Origin of the sequence: uncultured Amaricoccus sp. (genome assembly GCF_937891315.1) — a bacterium.
Taxonomy (GTDB): Bacteria; Pseudomonadota; Alphaproteobacteria; order Rhodobacterales; family Rhodobacteraceae; genus Amaricoccus.
In genome coordinates, this window is sequence record NZ_CALAGI010000163.1 from 1 (window position 1) to 18,250 (window position 18,250).

Annotated in this window: 13 protein-coding genes; 7 read left to right on the top strand and 6 right to left on the bottom strand. The window is 69.8% G+C overall.

The genetic code is table 11. The features are described from left to right. The 3 genes from Q0480_RS16175 to Q0480_RS16185 all read right to left on the bottom strand — a co-directional run. Positions 1 to 521: hypothetical protein (locus Q0480_RS16175; RefSeq protein WP_299134475.1), on the bottom strand; the 521-nt coding region annotated here is incomplete at its 3' end. 177 nt (positions 522 to 698) lie between these two features. Then, positions 699 to 4,457 carry a hypothetical protein gene (locus tag Q0480_RS16180; RefSeq protein ID WP_299134478.1) on the bottom strand — a complete coding sequence of 1,253 codons (3,759 nt, stop codon included), beginning with the start codon at positions 4,455 to 4,457 and terminating at the stop codon, positions 699 to 701. Between the two features lie 124 nt (positions 4,458 to 4,581). Then, the gene (locus Q0480_RS16185) at positions 4,582 to 4,839 is read right to left on the bottom strand and encodes a hypothetical protein (RefSeq protein WP_299134481.1); all 258 of its coding nucleotides are present in this window, start codon (positions 4,837 to 4,839) and stop codon (positions 4,582 to 4,584) included. Positions 4,840 to 5,207: 368 nt separating this feature from the next. Between Q0480_RS16185 and Q0480_RS16190 the strand changes: the two genes are divergently transcribed. From Q0480_RS16190 to Q0480_RS16210, 5 genes are all read left to right on the top strand, one after another. Continuing rightward, complete coding sequence (locus tag Q0480_RS16190; RefSeq protein WP_299134483.1) at positions 5,208 to 7,328, top strand: hypothetical protein; 2,121 nt, start codon at positions 5,208 to 5,210, stop codon at positions 7,326 to 7,328. 107 nt (positions 7,329 to 7,435) lie between these two features. Then, on the top strand, positions 7,436 to 7,936 hold the full coding sequence (locus tag Q0480_RS16195; RefSeq protein WP_299134485.1) for a glycosyltransferase: 501 nt from the start codon (positions 7,436 to 7,438) through the stop codon (positions 7,934 to 7,936). 123 nt (positions 7,937 to 8,059) lie between these two features. Then, complete coding sequence (locus tag Q0480_RS16200; protein WP_299134487.1) at positions 8,060 to 9,298, top strand: class I SAM-dependent methyltransferase; 1,239 nt, start codon at positions 8,060 to 8,062, stop codon at positions 9,296 to 9,298. A gap of 3 nt (positions 9,299 to 9,301) precedes the next feature. After that, positions 9,302 to 10,678 (top strand): DUF4910 domain-containing protein, encoded by a 1,377-nt coding sequence (locus Q0480_RS16205; protein WP_299134488.1) that lies wholly within the window; start codon positions 9,302 to 9,304, stop codon positions 10,676 to 10,678. Further along, positions 10,675 to 11,406 carry an SDR family NAD(P)-dependent oxidoreductase gene (locus Q0480_RS16210; protein WP_299134489.1) on the top strand — a complete coding sequence of 244 codons (732 nt, stop codon included), beginning with the start codon at positions 10,675 to 10,677 and terminating at the stop codon, positions 11,404 to 11,406. Before Q0480_RS16205 ends, Q0480_RS16210 begins: the two co-directional genes overlap by 4 nt. Before the next feature lie 61 nt (positions 11,407 to 11,467). Here the strand turns inward: Q0480_RS16210 and Q0480_RS16215 are convergent, their stop codons facing one another. Further along, complete coding sequence (locus Q0480_RS16215) at positions 11,468 to 12,508, bottom strand: replication initiator protein A (protein WP_299134491.1); 1,041 nt, start codon at positions 12,506 to 12,508, stop codon at positions 11,468 to 11,470. A 369-nt stretch (positions 12,509 to 12,877) separates the two neighbouring features. Here Q0480_RS16215 and Q0480_RS16220 point away from each other — a divergent pair, with 369 nt between their 5' ends. Continuing rightward, entirely contained in the window at positions 12,878 to 14,299 is a 1,422-nt protein-coding gene (locus Q0480_RS16220; RefSeq protein ID WP_299134493.1) for an AAA family ATPase, read from the top strand. Continuing rightward, entirely contained in the window at positions 14,299 to 15,369 is a 1,071-nt protein-coding gene (locus Q0480_RS16225; RefSeq protein ID WP_299134496.1) for a ParB N-terminal domain-containing protein, read from the top strand. The genes Q0480_RS16220 and Q0480_RS16225 overlap by 1 nt, the downstream gene beginning before the upstream one ends. Positions 15,370 to 15,386: 17 nt before the next feature. On the opposite strand, the gene Q0480_RS16230 is transcribed toward Q0480_RS16225, so the two are convergent. Both Q0480_RS16230 and Q0480_RS16235 read right to left on the bottom strand, forming a co-directional pair. After that, on the bottom strand, positions 15,387 to 17,114 hold the full coding sequence (locus Q0480_RS16230) for a hypothetical protein (RefSeq protein WP_299134499.1): 1,728 nt from the start codon (positions 17,112 to 17,114) through the stop codon (positions 15,387 to 15,389). A gap of 142 nt (positions 17,115 to 17,256) precedes the next feature. Then, positions 17,257 to 17,997 (bottom strand): methyltransferase domain-containing protein, encoded by a 741-nt coding sequence (locus Q0480_RS16235; protein WP_299134501.1) that lies wholly within the window; start codon positions 17,995 to 17,997, stop codon positions 17,257 to 17,259. Positions 17,998 to 18,250: the final 253 nt, after the last annotated feature.

The window sequence follows — 18,250 nt, forward strand, 5'->3', positions numbered from 1 at the left end:
ACCAGGAACCGGCTCACCGCCACGCCGCCGGAATTGCGCGCGGTCACCGTGACCGCCTCGCCCGCGCGCGCGGTCACGGTCGTCAGGGTGACGAGCCCGGTCTCGGGATCGATGGTGGCGCCCGCGCCCGCCACCGCGAAGCAAAGCGCCGCGCCGGTGAAATCGGCCGCCGCCGCCACCGTCCAGTCGCCCGACCCCTGGTCGAGGATCTCCTCGAAGAGCCCGCCCGCCGCCATCGGCGGCGCGCGAGTGACGCGGAGCGGCCCGACCAGCGCCTCCGCCGCGCCACCCGGACCCGAGGCGGTGACCAGGCAGCCGAGCTCGGCCAGGTCGTCCTCCGGTCCAGGAAGATAGCTCGGACCGGTGGCGCCAGGGATATCGGCGCCGTCCCGCCGCCAGCGCGCCGAGATCCGGCTGGCGCCGGTCCAGAGGCCGGGCACCAGCGTCACCGCCGCGCCGATCCGGCCCGAGCCGACCAGCGCCGGCGCCGCGATCATCCGCGGTGGGGCGGGAACTGCCATGGCACGCCTCCTTTTCCAGATGCCTGCCCCAGCACTATCCGGCCGCGGCCGCCGGAAAAAAGCCGAAACCGCGCCAATGGCGCGGCTTCGCATGCACAATCGCGTGGCTGGAAACGAAGCGGAGGACCCCGGTGCGCGGCGCCCCCCGGAAAGGTCTCGGGAAGAGGTCTCGGACCCTCAGGCCGGCCGGCCGACGTAGCTATCGTAGGGCAGACCGTCGAACAGCCGGCTCCCCTGGGCATAGGGCGGCGGAATGATGAAGCAGCCCTGATCCGACGAGGTGAAGCATTCGCCGGTCAGCGGGTGGATGCTCAGGCTGGCGATCGCCGTTCCATAGCCCCGCCGATGGCCCATCTCCTGCCAGGTCGCGCCGCTGTCCACCGAGACGAAGAGCCCGTTCTGCGCCCGCCCGTCGCAGGCCACCCAGATCACGTTGGCGTAGCGCGGATCGACCTGGATGTTCGAGATGCTGGGCACGCGGGGATAGGTCGCGGACGGCGGGGTCGCGCCGGCCGCCCCGAACAGGTTCAGCGTCGTATAGGTGCCGGCACTGAGATCGTACCTGCGCAGGCGGTAGGTGGTGGTGTCCCGAACATAGATCACATTTCCGTCGAACGGATCGGCGCAGAAGGGCACCATGCCATTGGCGGCGGTCGGCTTGTAGCTCAGCGTCAGCGCCGTGTTCCAGGAGGCGCCGTTGTCGCCGGAGCGCTTGACGACGAGCTGCGTGGTCGAGGAGGAGAAGCGGCTGACCGCGAAGAAATGGTTTATGCCCGACCGCTTGCAGGTCATGCCGGCGACCATGTCCTCGGCGGTCAGGCCGCTCATGACCGACCAGGTGGCCCAGGCGCCATCGACCGAGCGGATCCGACCCCACATGATGGTCCCGGGCGCCGCGTAATTGTAGCAGAAGACGCCGGTCTTGATATATTGCGAGGTCGAGATCGAGGTCCAGGTGTTCACGCCGCCGACGCGCGCGCGCCGCAGCAGGCCGAAGCTGCTGTTGTAGCCCCCCATCGCCGCGATGATCACCTCGCCGTTCGGATGCAGCGCACCGCCGCAGGAGACGAGGTTCTGCGCATTGAGCGACGTGGGCCACCAGGCGGCCGCGTTGCGCTTCTCCTTCAGGATATCGACCGGGAACGGCTCGAAGGACTGGCACCCGTTCTCGGTGAGCCAGGCACCTGAATCATAAACGTTGAGCAGCATCCGGCTCTTGTCGTTGATGTCGAAATTGCCCTGTGGGCAACCCAAGGACTTCTGGTGCTTGCCGCTGTAACCGGCGTTCGCCAGTTGCCAGGTCGCGCCCTTGTTGACCGTCCGATAGAAATTGTTCGCGGTCGGCCCCGTCCCCATCTTACCGGTCAGCACCACCTTGTTCGCGTCGTTCTTGTCGAACAGACAGGCCGTCTGGGTGGCGTTGCAGATATTCGGGTTGCTGTTGTTCGAGCCGTAGCCGCCCGCGGTCCGACCGATCGAGCCGGGCCTCACCTGATACTGGCTGACCGGCTGCCGCGTGAAGGTGGCCGAAGTCGTGCCATTGGTCGAAACCTTCGCAGTATTCGGAAAGGTCCCGTCATCGATGATCGCCAGCATGAAATTCGGATCGGCCGGCGAGATATAGAGCGCGTCGAAGGCGGTGAAGGCGCCGATCTGAGTAAAGGTCGGCGTCGTTGCGAGTCCATTCGTGCTCCGGAAGATCCCGACCCCATCGACGCCGCAGATCACGGTGGCGCCGTCAGCCGAGACATAGGCCGGCGCCTTGACGTTACCGGAGCGCGCATTGGTGTAGGTTGGCGTGCCCCAGGCGTTGTCGATCCGGATCAGGCCCGCCGAAGAGGAGACCCAGAACCTGCCGGAATTGCCCGCGCCAGCCGGAACCGCGACCCGGCACTTGCCCACGGCCGAGGTCCAGTTGTTCGAGGTGAGGCGAGTCCAGGTCGCGCCGCCATCCGTCGAGCGGACGGTGAGAGCCGCGGTGTTCTTGTCCGAGCAGATGAAGGCGAGGATGTTCTGCGAGCGGCCGCCAAGCGCGCCGGAGAAGCAGGCGGCCATCAGGTCGCCGTGGCTGCTGCGGGTGGCGCCATCATCGAGCTGGGTATAGGGCAGCGCCGATCCGCCGGCCGTCACCTCGTCGGCCGTCTCAAAACCATCGAGCGTGCGGAACAGCCCGCCGTCGTTCGGGGTGAAATTGTTCCCCATGCTGGCAAGGACATGGTTCGCATTGAGCGGGTCGACCGCGAGACCCATGCAGTTCTGCGACTTCAGGCCGAACTGCGTCGGCCGGCGCCAGCTCCGCCCGAAGTCCGGCGAGCGCCAGATCGGATGGCTGTCGCCGCCGCAATAGAGGATGTCCGGGTTCGCCGGGCTGTTGCGGAACACCTGGGGCAACTGATAGCCCTCGCCCGGGACATAGTCCGTGACCCCGAACTCCGCCGCCTCCACCACCGGCATGAGACGCGCCAGCGGCTCGTCGGACGGCCGCTCCTCCACCATCTCCAGCCTCTGGATCAGCGCCGCGCTCGGCCCGCTGAACTCCATCCCGGTGAGCGGGTTGCCGGCGGCGTCGGTCGTGTAGATGAAATGATGCGTCTTGGACTGGCCGAGGACGTTCGCGGTCGATCCTGGGGTCGGGTCGTTCGCCCAGATGAACGGCCTGATCTGCGGCGCCCCCGTCGTCGGGGTGACCGCGCGGGCGATCCAGCGGTTCGCCACGCTCGGGTGCCGGATCATCGGGTGATAGCCGGTGCCGGGGCCACTGCCCGCCACATGGGCGTCGCCACGCCACCAGACGGCGGTGATCGCCTCGGGATAGTTCGCCTCCCTGAGGTCGATATGCCAGGTCCCGAAGCCCGCCGGCACGGTGGTAGTGCTCTGGTCGGTCGCGTCCGCCCGGATCGACAGCGTCACGTCGGCGAGATCGATCCCCTTCATCGCAACCGACAGGCGGAAGCTCGTCGAGACCGACCCGTGCTCGTTGGCCGCCGTGACGGTCACCGTCTGCTCGGCGAGGGTCGCGGTCTTGACGAAGGTCAGCGCGCCGGTCGCCGCGTCGATCGAGACGCCCGAGGCCGCGCCCGAACCCATGGTTGGGCCCGTGGTGGCGACGGAATAGCGCATCACCGCGCCGGCGAAGGCCTGGGCAGTGGCCTGGGTCTCGGCCGCCCCGCCCCGCAGGAGGCGGAGCTTGTCTGGCAGCGCCACGCCGCTCAGCGTCGGCGCGATACCCTTCACCGTGACGCGGAAGCCGACGGCGGCGGCGCCGCCCGAATTGCTGGCGGTGACCGTCACCGTCTCGGCGGTGCGCGCCGCGTCGGTCGGCAGCCGCGTCACACCGGTCGCGGGGTCGATCACCGCGCCGGCGCCGCTCACCGCGAAGCTGAGCGCCTCGCCCGAGAAGGCCGGCGCCGCCGCCACCGTGGCCGGCGCCGTGGCGAGCGTCAGCGTCAGATCGGCGAGCACGCCGGTCGCGATCGGCGCCGCGTAGGTCACCCTGAGCGGCTCGGTCGCGGCCTCGAGCCCGCCGGCCGCGTTGGCCGCGGTGACGACGGCCCGGATCGCGGTCCGGTCGTCCGCCGCGCCGGGCCGGTAGCTCAGCCCCGTCGCCTCGGGAATATCCACCCCGTTGCGCTGCCAGCGCACGCTCAGCGCCGCGGCCGCGACCGTCCAGTCACCGGGATCAAGCGTGATCTTCTCGCCGATCCGCCCGCCGGCGGCGAGCGCCGGTGCCCGCAGGAGCAGCGGCGCTTTCTCGGCGGGCGTGCCGGCGATCGTCAGGCGAAAGCTACCCGCCCCGACGCCGGCGCCTTGGCCGGTGATCACGAGGCCGCCGGGGTCGGGGGTGATCCGGCCGGCAAGGGGATCGATGGCGAGCCCCTCGCCCGCGAGGCGCAGGGTCAGGGCGGGGGTGCCGGGAAATTCCGGAATTGCGTTCAAATCGGTTCTCCTGAATGGCTCGCGGCCGGACCACCCGCTGGCACTCGGGCCTGAGGGACGTCATTCCGGCGAAAGGCTTCGGCGGCTCCGCCAGGCCTTGATCTGGCGGCTCCGCCGCCGGGGCTCACCAGAGCCCGACGATGGCGCCCGCGGTGGTCGCCGGGAGCACCCGGTCGACCCGGAGCGGCAGGAGCGTCCCCGCCGGAACATTGCTCAGAACGATCGCCTCGCCGCCCAGCATGCGCACCGCGAGATCGCCCGCCTGCCCGACGAACAGCGCCCGGGTCACCACCGCGAGAGTCTGGTTGCTCGGCGTGATCGCCCCGCCATGCTCGGGCGGCGAGGTCAGGCCGCGGGTATGGGACTTGAAGGTATCGGTCATGTCTTGGACTTCTCCCCGTGTGGCCGCGTCAGCGGCCGTGGTTTCCCGTCTGGCCGCGCTGGCGCGGCCGTGGTCGGGCGGGAAACTCCGGCGGCGCCAAGGGGTGGGTAGCCCCCGAAGGATCGACGGGGCTGTCGCCCGCTCGCGATCTGAAGGCGTCCGCGCCGGCCGGAGCCAGCGCGCGAGGCGGCCCCGAGGGCCTTGGGGCTGGGTTCTAGGCCATCATGCTTAAGCCTTTCCTGCCCCGCCGACCGCCCCTCCCCAGCCCGCCGCAACAACCCGTCCCGCCGCCGCGCGCCCTCCCCAAGGCTTCACCTCGACGAAATCCCGGCTATGCTCCAGCTCCGGGAGCCACCGAAGGAAACGCCTTGCCACGCATCCGCCCGGGCCGGCCGCGCCGCGCGGTCGCCCTCCTGCCCTCCGCTCTCCTGCTCGCCCTCCTGCTCGCGCCCGGCCCCGCCGTCGCGGCCGATCTCGCCCCCCTGCCCCGCCCCGACCGCTCCGACTCGCCGCGCGCGGGGGCGCCCGTCGCCGCCGCGACGAATCCCGCGGCCACGCCAATCGATCCCGGGCCTCCGGCTTCCGAAACCATCGACCCGGGCGAAGCCGATCTCTTCGCCCGGCCGCGGCTCGCCGAGGAGGTCCGCCGCGCCGCCGAGCGGATCCAGGCCGGCGATACCGCCGGCGCCGGGCGCCTGCTCGACGGGCTCGTCGCCGCCCATCCCGGCCTCGGGGAATTGCGCATCGACCGCGCCGCTCTCGCCATGCTGGAAGGCGACCCTGACCTCGCGCTCGAAAACCTCGAAGCCGCCGCCCGCGCCGGCTTCGGCGGCGTCGCCGCGCTGGCCGCCGATCCGCTCTTCGCGCCGCTGGCCGCCGATCCCCGCTTCGCCGCGCTGGCCGCCGCCCCGACGCCCGCCGCCGCCGCGCCGGTGCCCGCGCCCATCACCGACGGCGTGGCGCCGGTCTCAGGCGCCAATACCGCCTGGAACCCGGCCAGCGAGCGGCTGGAGCCGCGCTTCGCCTTTCCCGCCAAGGCCTCGGGCGCGGTGGTCCCGAACCGCGGCACCGCCGCCACCGACATCCTGCGCGAGCATGTGAAGCGCGGCCGCGCCGCCGGAAACCTCGGCGACCTCTATGACAACCGCGACCGCGGCCATTCCGCGCTCGATCCGAAGGACCATCCCCAGCTCGCCCGCGTCGTCTATTCCGACGCGGCCCGCGCGGCCGATCTCGACTATGGGCTGAACGACTGGCTGCTGTTTCCCGCCGTCACCCTCGGCAATTCCTCGACCGCGATCACCGGCGGCGCGACCTGGCGCAGCCTGCCCCGGCTCGCGCTCACCGCGCCCGACGGCACCGGCCCGATGCGGCTCTGGCAGAACGCCGCCGCCAACCAGCTCTATGTCTATCCCGCGCACAAGGACTACGGTCCCGAGATCGGCGATCTCTTCCCGGCCAATACCCCCTATCTCCTGGTCAGCCACGGCTCCTCGGGCTCGGACAAGCCCTTCCTCGAGGCGGTGGCGATGATCCTCGCCGCCTACCGCCCCGACACCAAGGACCGGCTGCGCGCGGAAGGGCTGATCGTGCCAATGACCCAGATGGTGTTCCGCCGCTCGCTCCAGACCGTCCGCTCCCGCGACGACTATTTCAGCGCCGCCGCCCATCCGGCCGCCTTCGAGGGCTATGACATCAATCTCGCCCGCATGATCAGCCTCGCCAATTCCATCAAACCCGGCGACATCCCGCCCCAGGTCCGGATCCGCGTGACGCGCGAGGATCTCGGTACCGAGGGCATCGATTATTTCGGGGAGGGCCTCTCCGAGCAGCTCTTCGACACGCCGGCCGCCGTCGCGCGGGTCTGGCGCTCGAAGGTCTATCGCCGCGAGATCTCGCTCAGCGCCGAGGAGACCCGCGACCCGAACGGCCGCCCGCTCAGCTTCCAGTGGCGGCTGCTGCAGGGCGACCCGGCCCATGTCCGGATCACCCCCTCCGCGGACGGCCGCGCCGCCACCGTCTCGCTCGACTGGCACGAGCCCTTCGCCATTTCCAAGGACAATCCGGTGAAGAGCGCGCGCGTCGATATCGGCGTCTTTGCCAACAATGGCGTCCATGACAGCGCCCCGGCGATCCTCAGCGTCTATTTCCCGCCCGAGGAAGCCAGGAGCTACGCGCCCGGCCCGGACGGGGCCCCCCGGATCGCCAGCATCGACTACGCCGCCCGGCCCGGGGTCTATGCCGATCCGATGCTGATCCCCCGCGCCGACTGGCGCGACGAATATCGCTACGCCGCCGACGGCGCCCTTCTCGGCTGGACCCGGGTCCGGGGCGACCGGCGCGAGGATTACACCGCCGAGGGCGCCCGCCTTCTCGCCCCCGCCACAGCCGCCACCCCGGCGCGCACCGAGCCCGTCGCCTACCCCCTCGCCCGCCGCGCCGACGGCGGCCTCGCGATCGAGGAGATCTCGGCGTTCGCCCCGCGATAGGGCGCCCGAGAGGAAGCTGAGCAAGGAATAGCCATTGCCACTACCCCGCCCCACCGGTCTAATCCCGCCTCCGACCGTCCGGCCGTCCAGTCACGAGCAGCCCCAAGATGCGCAGCGTTCCCGAGGGTGAGTTCACCCATGTCATCCAGACCCGTTTCAACATGCCCTCGCCCGGCCGCGAGAGCCAGATCCGTGCCCGGCCGGGCTGGCTCGCCGGGCGGTTCGAGCTCTTCGAGCGCTATTGCCTGCCCTCGATCGCGGCCCAGAGCCTCAAGGACTTTCACTGGGTGATCTATTTCGACGCGGCGACCCGCACCGCCATGTCGATCCGCCACATGGATCTTTCCAAGGCCGGGCCGATCCTGCAGATCGGCGGGCCCGCCGGCTGGCTGCAGGTGATCCACGAGACCAATGTCTCCAACAAGGTGCGCGGCCGCCGCGTCGCCGCCGAGACCATCGCCGGCCACTTTCCCGCCGCCGTGATCGGCCCGCTCCGGCCCACCTCCGGCTTCGAGATCGCGCTCGAGAACCTGGTGCTGACCCCGCTCCGGCGCAACCGGGACGCGCTCGTCAACCATCTGCGCGGTCACAGCCGGGTTTCAGGCTGACCGGCGTTGAAAAGACCCCGGCTTCGAGCTAGAAGCGAGACGATTTTTCGGACAGGTTCCGGGCGTTCCGCCACCGGGTAAGAGGTGGTCTCTGTTGACAGTTTCCGTGGTGGGGTTTCGCATATGTACAATCTGAAGTGCCGTTTCTGCGGCGCGCCGCTCGAGGACACCGTTATCGACCTCGGCACCACGCCGATCGCCAACGCCTTTGTGAAGCCGGCGGATTTCATGAAGATGGAGCCGTTCTTCGCACTCCACGCCTTCGTCTGCGGCGAGTGCTTTCTGGTCCAGCTGCCGGACATGGAAGCCCGCGAGCATATCTTCAACGACGAATACGCCTATTTCTCCTCCTATTCCCAGTCGGTCCTCGATCATGCCAGGGACTATGTCGAGATGATGACCGAGCGCTTCGGCTTCGGGCCGGAGCATCAGGTGATCGAGGTCGCCAGCAACGACGGCTATCTGCTGCGGTATTTCAAGGAAAAGGGCGTGAAGGTGCTCGGCATCGAGCCCTCGGGCAACGTCGCCGCCGTGGCCGAGGCCGCCGGCATCCCCTCCCGCGTGCGCTTCTTCGGCGTCGAGACCGCCACCGCGCTCAAGGCCGAGGGCCTCGGCGCCGACCTGATCTGCGGCGCCAATGTCATGGCCCATGTGCCCGACATCAACGATTTCGTCGGTGGCTTCCCGATCCTGCTCGGGCCGACCGGCATCCTGACGATCGAGTTCCCGCACCTCCTGAAGACTCTGGACGAGCTCTATTACGACCAGATCTATCACGAGCATTATTCCTATCTGTCGTTTCACACCGTCGAGAAGATCTTCGCCGCCCACGGGCTGACCATCTTCGATGTCGACGAGATCAAGCCGCAGGGCGGATCCCTGCGCGTCTATGCCTGCCATACCGGCGACGCGACCCATGCCGTGACCTCGCGGGTCTCAGCGATGCGCGACCGTGAGCATGCCGAGGGCCTCGACGGGATCGAGCGCTACAAGCGGTTCGCCGCCGACGTGCAGGCGACCAAGCACGCGCTGCTGCGCTTCCTGATGGAGGCGAAGGAGGCGGGCAAGACCGTGGTCGGCTATGGCGCGCCGGCCAAGGCGACCACGCTGCTCTGCTTCTGCGGCGTCAAGACCGACCTCATGGACTACACCGTCGATATCAGCCCGCTGAAGCATGGGCACCTGCTGCCCGGCACGCGGATCCCGATCTATCCGCCGGAGAAGATCCTCGAGACCAGGCCCGACTATGTCCTGATCATGGCCTGGAACATCAAGGACGAGATCATGCGGAACATGGGCCAGGTGCGCGACTGGGGCGGCAAGTTCGTGGTGCCGCTGCCCGCCGTCGAAGTGCTCGACTAGGCCATGGCCGAGGGCAATCCGGCGCACCCGGTGACCTCCGCCGCCAACGCGCCCCCGGCGGCGGATGCCGCCAACACGCCCCTGGCGGCGGAGGCCGCCGCCAATGCCCCCGGCGACGCGATGCTGGCGCTGATCGCCCGGCTCTATCCGATCTGCCGCTCGATCACCGGGGCGGGCGTACGCGAGACCCTGGGCATCCTGCGCGAACGGATCCCGCTCGAGCTCCACGAGGTACCGAGCGGAACCCCGGTGCTCGACTGGACCGTGCCGCCGGAATGGACGATCCGCGACGCCTGGGTGAAGGATTCCCGCGGCGAGAAGATCATCGATTTCGCCGCGCACAACCTGCATCTGGTCAGCTACAGCGCGCCCGTCCATGCGCGGATGAACCTCGCCGAGCTGCGCCCCCATCTCCATGCCGAGGCCGCGCATCCCGACTGGATCCCCTATCGCACCAGCTACTACCAGGAGAACTGGGGCTTCTGCCTGCCCTGGAACCAGCTCCGCTCCCTGCCCGAGGACGCGTACGAGGTCTTCGTCGAGTCGAGCCTCGCCCCCGGATCGCTGACCTATGGCGAATGCCTGATCCCGGGCGAGACCAGCGACGAGGTGCTGATCTCGACCCATGTCTGCCACCCGTCGCTGGCCAACGACAATCTCTCGGGAATCGCTGTCTGCGTCGAGCTGATCCGGGCGCTCCGCGCCGCGCGCCCGCGGCTCAGCTACCGGTTCCTGTTCATCCCCGGCACCATCGGCTCGATCACCTGGCTCGCCCGGAACGAGGCGGGGCTGGGGCGGATCGTCGCCGGCCTCTCGGCGGTCAATCTCGGCGATCCCGGCCTCCCGCATTACAAGCGCAGCCGCCGGGGCAACGCGCTGATCGACCGCGCCGCCGCCCATGCGCTGAAAACCCGGGGCGACCACCGGATCCTCGATTTCTCGCCCTATGGCTATGACGAGCGGCAGTTCTGCTCGCCGGGCTTCGACCTGCCGGTCGGCTGCCTGTCGCGCACGCCCTACGGCCAGTTCCCGGAATATCACACCTCGGCCGACAATCTCGACCTGGTGCGGGCCGAGGCGCTGGAGGATTCCCTCGCGCTCTTCCGCGCGATCTTCGACATTCTCGAGCGGAACCGGACCTGCCTCAACCTCTCGCCGAAGGGCGAGCCGCAACTCGGGCGCCGCGGGCTCTATGCCGCGATCGGCGGTCGCTCGGACACCAAGGATTTCCAGATGGCCCTGCTCTGGGTGCTGAACCAGTCCGACGGCGGCGCCTCGCTGCTCGATATCGCCGAACGGGCCGCCCTGCCCTTCGCGCTGATCGCCGAGGCCGCCGAGACGCTGACCGCCCACGGCCTGCTCGCGGACGCCCCGGCATGACCCGCGAAACCGCCGCCGGCGAAGCCGGCAGGATCGTCCCCGGCGCCTTCGCCGGCAAGATCGCAATCGTCACCGGTGCCTCGAGCGGTATCGGCGCGGCGATCGCCGAGGCGCTGGCCGCCGCCGGCGCGCGGGTGACCGCGGTCGCCCGCGCAGCCGGGTCCGACGCCCCGGGCCTCTCCTGGGCGCCGCTCGATCTCGCCGACGACGCGGGCATCGCCACCTTCGCCACACCGCGGGCGGGGGGCTCCCTCGACATTCTCGTCCACGCCGCCGGTCTCCTCATACCGGGCACGGTAGCGCGCGCGCCGATCGCCGATCTCGACCGCCAGTATCAGGTCAATTTCCGCGCACCCTATCTCCTGACCCAGGCGCTGCTGCCCGCGCTCGCCCGCGCGCAGGGGCGGATCGTGTTCCTGAATTCCAGCGTGTTTCTCAATGCCCGCGGCGGCGCGACCGGCTACGCCGCCTCGAAATACGCGCTCAAGGCCTTCGCCGACGCGCTGCGGGCCGAGGTCAATCCCGAAGGGCTCCGGGTGCTCAGCGTGTTTCCCGGCCGCACCGCCAGCCGCATGCAGGCCGAGGTCCACGCCGCCGAAGGGGCGCCCTACAATCCCGAGCGCCTGCTGCAGCCCGTCGATGTCGCGGCTTCGGTGCTCGCCGCGCTCGCCCTGCCCGCGACCGCCGAGATCACCGATCTGCACATCCGGCCGGCGCTCAAGAGCTGAGAGTCCGTCTGGAAATTCGGCGGCCGATCCTCCGGCCGTAAATGTTCCGCGCGCGGAACATTTACTCCAAACCACCCGCCCGCGCCGCCCGCGACCGGCAGAAGGCGAGGAACGCCGCCTCCGGGCTGCGCAGCTCCGGCCGGCCGCTCGCCTGCCAGAGCCGCGTCCATTCGGCCTCCAGCCAGTAGGGATCATAGCCCGGCGCCGCCTCCCGCGCCCGGGCATGCGCCTCCGGCCCGAGCCGGGGCGCGCCCTCCGCCGTCTCGGCCGCGAGCCGCCCGCGCGCCCGCACCAGCACCAGGTCAGCATCGGTCAGCGCCAGCGTATAGTCGGGCAGCCCGTCCTCCTCGGCCATGTCGCGGATCATCTTGCGGAACACCCGGCGCGGCGAAGTGGAGCCCGTCTTCTTGGCCAGCGTCTCGAGCCCGATCCGCCATTCCGCCTGCCGCCCGCAATGCTTGCGCGCGATCTCGTAGACCCGCCGCTCCAGCGGCTTGCGCAGCCGGAAATAGTCCCGATGCAGGGTCAGCACCGATTTCGACATCACCGAGCGATACATCCAGTCCGACAGCGTCACCGTCACATGGATCATCCGCCCGCCGCGGGTCTTGCGCAGGATCTCCCAGGCATCGATCAGCCCGAAGCCCCGGGTGCTCTCCACCCCGCCGGTGGCGATGTTGGTGACGATCCGTGTGCCCGACAGCCGCTCGAAAGCCTCGCGCAGCCGCCGGTAGCCGTCGCCGCTGGTCTCGCGGTTGGTTGCCAGCAACAGGTCATGCGCGCGCAGATGCAGTTCCGGGCTGGTCGGCCGCCCCTCGTTCACCGCCGCCATCAGCTGGCTGACGCAATAGATCAGCACATCCTTGTCATGGATCGTGGCGAGCCCCTTGACCGAGGGTGTGACCTCGATCAGCGCCGGCCCGTGCTCATAGCGCAGGATCCGCCGGTCCGGCCGGGTCGCCAGCGTGAACAGCGGATGCTCCATCGATGCCATGTCGTCCTTGGGCACCGCCCAGGGCATGTCGCAGATGAAGAAATCGCCCTGCGCGGCCAGCGCCGGAGGGTTCGGCCCCCGCGCCGGTCGAAGATCGCTCTGCCTCATGAAACGGTGTTTCCCGTTTTCGTGGTTTCAGTGACACCACGCTAGCCATGGGCCTCGGCCGCGCGCAACAGATCATTTCGGGGTTCCGGATTCACTTGGGCGTGGTTTCGGAATCGCCCGAACGTGGTTCCGGATTCACCCCAAGGCCCGAGAAGCGGCTTTTCCCCCGCGAAATCAGCCGCTTGGCTGGAGCCCGCCAGCCCGTAACACAGATCTAACACGAGAATAACACGCGAAAAAAAATCGCAAGTCCCCGCGACCTCCTGTAAGAGGGCCGGGAAACCCCTGTCGGGCCTCGGTTTTCCAGCCCGCATGCCGGTTCTTCTTCCATATGCCGCGAATCATGGTACATTGCTAAAAACGCGGCATATGAGGTTCGAGCAGATGGCCCAAGGCTCCGGTGACCCGGACGGTGCCCCACCGCCCTATTTCAATATCTCGCCCGACGAAGCCCTGGCCGAGCTCGAATCCCCGGTCGGCACCCGCGACTTCGGCCGGATCGCCGCGCTCTGCGCCGAGGGCCGCGCCGATCTCGTCGCCCGCGGCCACGAGGGGGCCGGGGGCCGCGAGCTCCGGCTGTTCTCGACCTGGGAGATCACCAAATACCTGATCCCGGTGGCGCCGCCGCATTTCCGCCGGGTCCTGCGCGCCAACCCCGCCCTGCCCCAGGGCCGGTCCGAGACGGAAGGCGGCGCCCGCTGGTTCACCCTCGACGAGGTGCTGGTCCTGCGCGCGCATTTCGCGAACCTCGGCAGCCGGGCCAAGGAATACCGGCCCTATCGCCCCGAGGGACTGCCGGCCAAGATCTGCGCGGTGGCGAATTTCAAGGGCGGGGTCGGCAAGACCTCGATGGCCGCGCATCTCGCCATGTCCGCGGCCCTCGACGGCTACCGGGTTCTGGTCATCGATCTCGACAGCCAGGGCTCGATGACCTCGATCTTCGGCGGCCAGGTCGCCAGCGAATGGGACACGGTCTTTCCGCTGATCGCCCGGGACTACGCGCTCGGCCTGCGCGCCGAGAACCAGCGCCGGGTCGAGCGCGGCGACGCGCCGCTGCCGCTCGAGGACATGCTGGCCGAGGCGCTGAAACGCGGCGCCGCCGACATCATCCGCCCCACCCACTGGCCGAACATCGATCTCATCGGCGCCCAGCTCAATCTCTACTGGGCCGAGTTCCAGATCCCGGTCTGGCGCATGTCCCTGCGCGGCTGGAAGCTCTGGGAGGCGTTGTCGAACGCGCTCGCCCGCGACGGGGTGCTGGAGCGCTACGATCTCGTGATGCTCGATACCCCGCCGGCGCTCGGCTATCTCACCATCAACGGCCTGACCGCGGCGGATATCCTCCTGGTGCCGATGGGCGCCTCCTTTCTCGAATTCGATTCCACCGGGCGCTTCTTCGACATGCTGCATTCGACCTTCCTTTCGATCGAGGAGGGCGAGAACATCGCCGCCCGGGCGCTCGGGCGCGACGAGATCCGCTTCGAATGGGACGCGGTCCGCGCCATCGTCACCCGCTACGACGCCGGCCAGCAGGCCGAGCTCGCCGGGCTGATGCAGGCCTATCTCGGCCGGACGCTCTCACCCTGGCGCCAGGATTTCACCGCGCTGGTCGGTCAGGCCGGCGAGCAGGTGAACGGCATCTACGAGGCCGACTATCGCGACTTCAACCGCGAGACCTATGCCCGCGGCCGCCTGACCTTCGACCAGACCTACGCCGGCTTCAAGCGGCTGCTGCTCGCCTCCTGGCGCCGGGACGAGCTGGCCGCCGTCCGCGAGAAGGAGACCGCCTGATGGCCCGCCGCCGCCTGACCCCCACCGCCTTCCCACTCTCCGGGCCCGCCGCGGATGTTCCGCGCGCGGAACATTTCGACCTGACCATGACCCTGCCCCGGCCGGCCTCGAGCGCGCCGATCGCCCGGGTCGCGGCCGAGGCCGCCTCGACCGCCGCGCTGGATGAGATGGCCGATACCCTGCGCCGGGCCCGGGACGAGGGGCGCCTGGTGCTCGATCTCGCGCTTGATGCCATCGCCCCCGATCATCTCGCCCGCGATCGGCTGCCGGTCGAGGACGAGGAAATGGCGGCGCTGCGCGAGAGCCTGCGCGCCCATGGCCAGCGCACGCCGATCGAGGTGACGCCGCTCGATGCGACGCCGCGCGGGGGCGCGCTGCCCTATGGCCTCATCTCCGGTTGGCGCCGGCTGACCGCGCTGAAGGCGCTGCGGGCCGAGACCGGAGAGGCCCGCTTCGCCACGGTGCAGGCTCTCGTCCGCCGGCCGGAGACCGCCCAGGACGCCTATGTCGCCATGGTCGAGGAGAACGAGATCCGGCTCGGCCTCAGCCAGTACGAGCGGGCGCGGGTCGCGGCGCGGGCCACCGAGCGCGGCGTTTTCCCGAGCGAGAAGGCGGCGCTGCTCGCGTTGTTTTCCTCGGCGAGCCGGGCCAAGCGCTCGCGGATCCGCGGCTTTCTCGAAATCTACCACGCGCTCGACGGCGCGCTGCGCTTTCCCACCCATCTGCCTGAGCGGCTGGGGCTCGATCTCGTCGAGCGGCTGCGGGCGGGGAAGGGGCCGGGGATCGCCGCCGCCCTCGCCGCCGCCGATCCCAAGGATCCCGAGGCCGAACTCGCCACCCTGGCCGCCTGCCTCGCGCCCAAGCCATTGGATGCGCCGCCCCCGGATTTAACGCCGTCGGAACCGGAACCCGCGCGCGTGCCCGATCGGGGGCGGGCGCTGCTGCCCGGCGTCGATCTGCGGGCCGAGTTGCGCGGCCACGCCCTCATCCTGCGCCTGACCGGGGACGGGGTCACCCCTCAACTGTGCGATCGGATCCTCGCGCTGCTTGCCACGCTCGACGGCGCCTGAGTATCCGCCGCGACGCTTCAAGCCGCGGCGCGCGCGGGGGCGAGCAGAGTCGCGTCGGCCCGCAGCCGCTCGACCATCACCCGCGCCATATGCACGCGGAAGGCGAGCCGCAGCGGATGAACCGTCGGCCCCGCCGCGAGACCGGCGCCGGTCAGGCGGTTGAGCGCGCGATAGGCTCTGGCCCGGACCTCCTGGCCGGGTGTGAGGCGGCCACGCAGCCAGTCGAGCAGCGGCTCGCCGAAGATCTCGCCCGCCGTCGCCGAGGCGAGCGAGGCGGCCAGCAGCCGCCGCGCCGCCGGCCGGTTCAGCGCCTCGACCATGGTCGGCCCACCATGGCGCCGGGCGAAGGGTGGGTCGGGCGCGAAGAGCCTGGGCTCGAGCTCCCGCATCACCGCGCGGAACAGCGCCTTGTCGAGCCGGTCGGGATCGGGCAGGGCGGCCGCCACCGCCCAGAGCCGGCGCGAGAGCAGTGGGTTCACCAATTCGAGCCCATAGGTTTTGGTCTCGGTCAGCGCCGACAGCACCACCGTGCCGCGGAACCGCGGGTAGGTCCGGTCGCGCCAGGTGAGCAGGCTCTCATCGGCGCGCCGGTCGAGCGCCGCCGGGAGCCGCTGGCCGGCCAACCCGAAGGCCTCGGCCCGCGGTGCGAGATCGGCGAGATCGCCGCAGGTGAGCAGGCCGATCGTCATCCGCGCGGCGAGTTCCGATTCCGCCGGCTGCCAGGCCGGCCCGCCGAGGCAGGTATCGCCGCGGATCACGATCTCGGTCCCGTCCTCGGCGAGGTCGCGCAGATGCGCGAGTCCGTCGAGATAGCCCTCGAGATGGTCGACCCGCCCCTCGCTCGCCAGCACGAAGCGGTCGATCACCGTCTCGATCGGCTCGGGCGAGGCGAAGAGCGGAACGAAGCGATGCTGGAACCCGAGCGCTTCGGCAACCGCGGCGCCAACGCCGGCGTCGGTGTCCGGCAGGCGCTGCGCGCCGGCGGGCCCGCCGCTGGCGCTGCGCCAGGGCGCGCCGGCGGCGCGGGGGAGCAGGGTGGCGATCGCCCGGCTGTCGGCCCCGCCCGACAGCGACAGCACGGACCGCCGCGCATCGTCGGCGCCGAAATCCGCGAAGGTCTCACGGAGACCCTCGCGGATTTCGGCGCGCCGGGCCTCCGCGTCGGGCTCGGGCGCGAAGCGCAGCGCGCCCGACGTCCAGTGCGTCCGCCAGGCGGCCTTGTCGAGCGTCACCCTGCTCGCCGGCGGCAGCGGGCGCAAATCCCGGCCGTAGGACTGGCCGAGCCCGAGCGCCCCGGTCGAGAGGATCCAGGGGCCGACCTCGGGATCGAACTCGAACCGGCCGGCATAGAGGGTGATCGCCCGCTGCGAATTCGAGACGACGAACAGATCCGCGTCGAAATAGACCCAGAGCGCGCGGCTCGCCGTCGGATCGCTGGCCGCCTCGAGACAGCGCGCATCGTCGCGGATCAGGGCATAGGAGCCGTCGGGCAGGGGGGCGCCCGGCTCGGCCCAGCCGGCGCGGGAGCCGAGGATCCGGCCCTGGCAGAGGCTCATCCCCGAACGGAGGCTCGCCTCCGGCAGGTTCAGCGTGGCCCGGACCTGATTGCCCGCCCGCGCGACCTCGATGCGCGCGGCCGGCCGCAGGATGTCCGGGGTGATCTCGGCGAGACAGCGCCGCGCCCGCCGCGACGCTTCCGCGATGTCCGGCGCCCGCCGATGATAGGCGACGATCAGCTTCGACATGCGCGCTGCCCAAGTCCCCGCCCGGCTAAATTCCGGGGTTCCCCATCCCTGGGCGGAATTATCCCGCGGCGGGAGATATCTGTCGAGATTTTTACGGCGCGCGGGTTTCATCCGGCGCGAGCGCGGCGATCCGTATCCGGAATCAAGCCAGCACTTCGGTTGGCTCGACCTTCGACATTCTGGCGTCGGCTGGCTGCGGGAAATCGGAAGGCTGGGCTGCGGTCGGCGACGCGGGTGCCCAGCGCACGACGTAGCTCTTGGCGAGAATGACCCGTTCCGTCAGGATCTCGCGGTTGGGAAACAGCGCGCGCACTTCCGACTTGGACAGGAGATTGATGCCCTCGAGACGTCGGCGTCGGCGGTCGAGGTCGAGCCGCCGGATCGTCGGATCGACCGACATGCCCATCAATCGGGCCTGCATCGGCTTGCCGAACCAGTGTCCGATGGCCATGCGGAAATGCGGCTCGATGGGGAATTCCCACGCGGGGGTCTGCATCCAGCCCGCGCGGCCCACGCGCATGATCTCGTTCGCCATGGCTCGCATGTCCGACCAGCCGCCCACATGCTCGATAACCGAATTCGAATGCACGAGATCCATCGACTGATCGGCATAGGCCGAAAGATCGCGGGCGTCGCCGACCTTGCGCGTGAACAGATCGCTCCGCCCGATCTCTTTCGTTGGGCGATCAAGCTGGCTGTCGTCGCGGTTCAGGAGTTCGATGCGGGCGATCCGCTCAGTGCCGAGATTGCCCCAATAATCGGGCGTGCCACCGACGTCGAGGATCACGATGTCCCGTCCAAGCGTGTCGGCCAGCGCATCGATCATACGGCGCAGGATGCGCCCGCGGTTGGTTCTGAAGCGGTTCACAGTCGCCGGCTGCATCGTGGATGACACCCTCTCCAAGCTTTCCTTTCCAATAATCGTCTTTGGAGTAAACAAAAACAATCGGTCTCGGATCGGCGGAAATCAGCACAACCGCTTCCCGTTACGATTGTCCCGCGGAACTGAATGTCCGGATCTTTGGCGGGCGTCGAGATGGAAGACCGGCCTCCGGCGGTCGATTCGGCTGGTCGGGGCATCTGGCGGAGAGAGAGGGATTCGAACCCTCGAGACGGTTCCCCGCCTACACACTTTC

Excerpts from the sequence above, each read along its gene's own strand:
- Q0480_RS16230 (WP_299134499.1), bottom strand. The coding sequence starts at position 17,114 with ATGTCGAAGCTGATCGTCGCCTATCATCGGCGGGCGCCGGACATCGCG.
- Q0480_RS16185 (WP_299134481.1), bottom strand. The coding sequence starts at position 4,839 with ATGACCGATACCTTCAAGTCCCATACCCGCGGCCTGACCTCGCCGCCC.
- Q0480_RS16210 (WP_299134489.1), top strand. The coding sequence starts at position 10,675 with ATGACCCGCGAAACCGCCGCCGGCGAAGCCGGCAGGATCGTCCCCGGC.
- Q0480_RS16220 (WP_299134493.1), top strand. The coding sequence starts at position 12,878 with ATGAGGTTCGAGCAGATGGCCCAAGGCTCCGGTGACCCGGACGGTGCC.
- Q0480_RS16215 (WP_299134491.1), bottom strand. The coding sequence starts at position 12,508 with ATGAGGCAGAGCGATCTTCGACCGGCGCGGGGGCCGAACCCTCCGGCG.
- Q0480_RS16195 (WP_299134485.1), top strand. The coding sequence starts at position 7,436 with ATGCGCAGCGTTCCCGAGGGTGAGTTCACCCATGTCATCCAGACCCGT.
- Q0480_RS16200 (WP_299134487.1), top strand. The coding sequence starts at position 8,060 with ATGTACAATCTGAAGTGCCGTTTCTGCGGCGCGCCGCTCGAGGACACC.
- Q0480_RS16235 (WP_299134501.1), bottom strand. The coding sequence starts at position 17,997 with ATGCAGCCGGCGACTGTGAACCGCTTCAGAACCAACCGCGGGCGCATC.
- Q0480_RS16205 (WP_299134488.1), top strand. The coding sequence starts at position 9,302 with ATGGCCGAGGGCAATCCGGCGCACCCGGTGACCTCCGCCGCCAACGCG.
- Q0480_RS16225 (WP_299134496.1), top strand. The coding sequence starts at position 14,299 with ATGGCCCGCCGCCGCCTGACCCCCACCGCCTTCCCACTCTCCGGGCCC.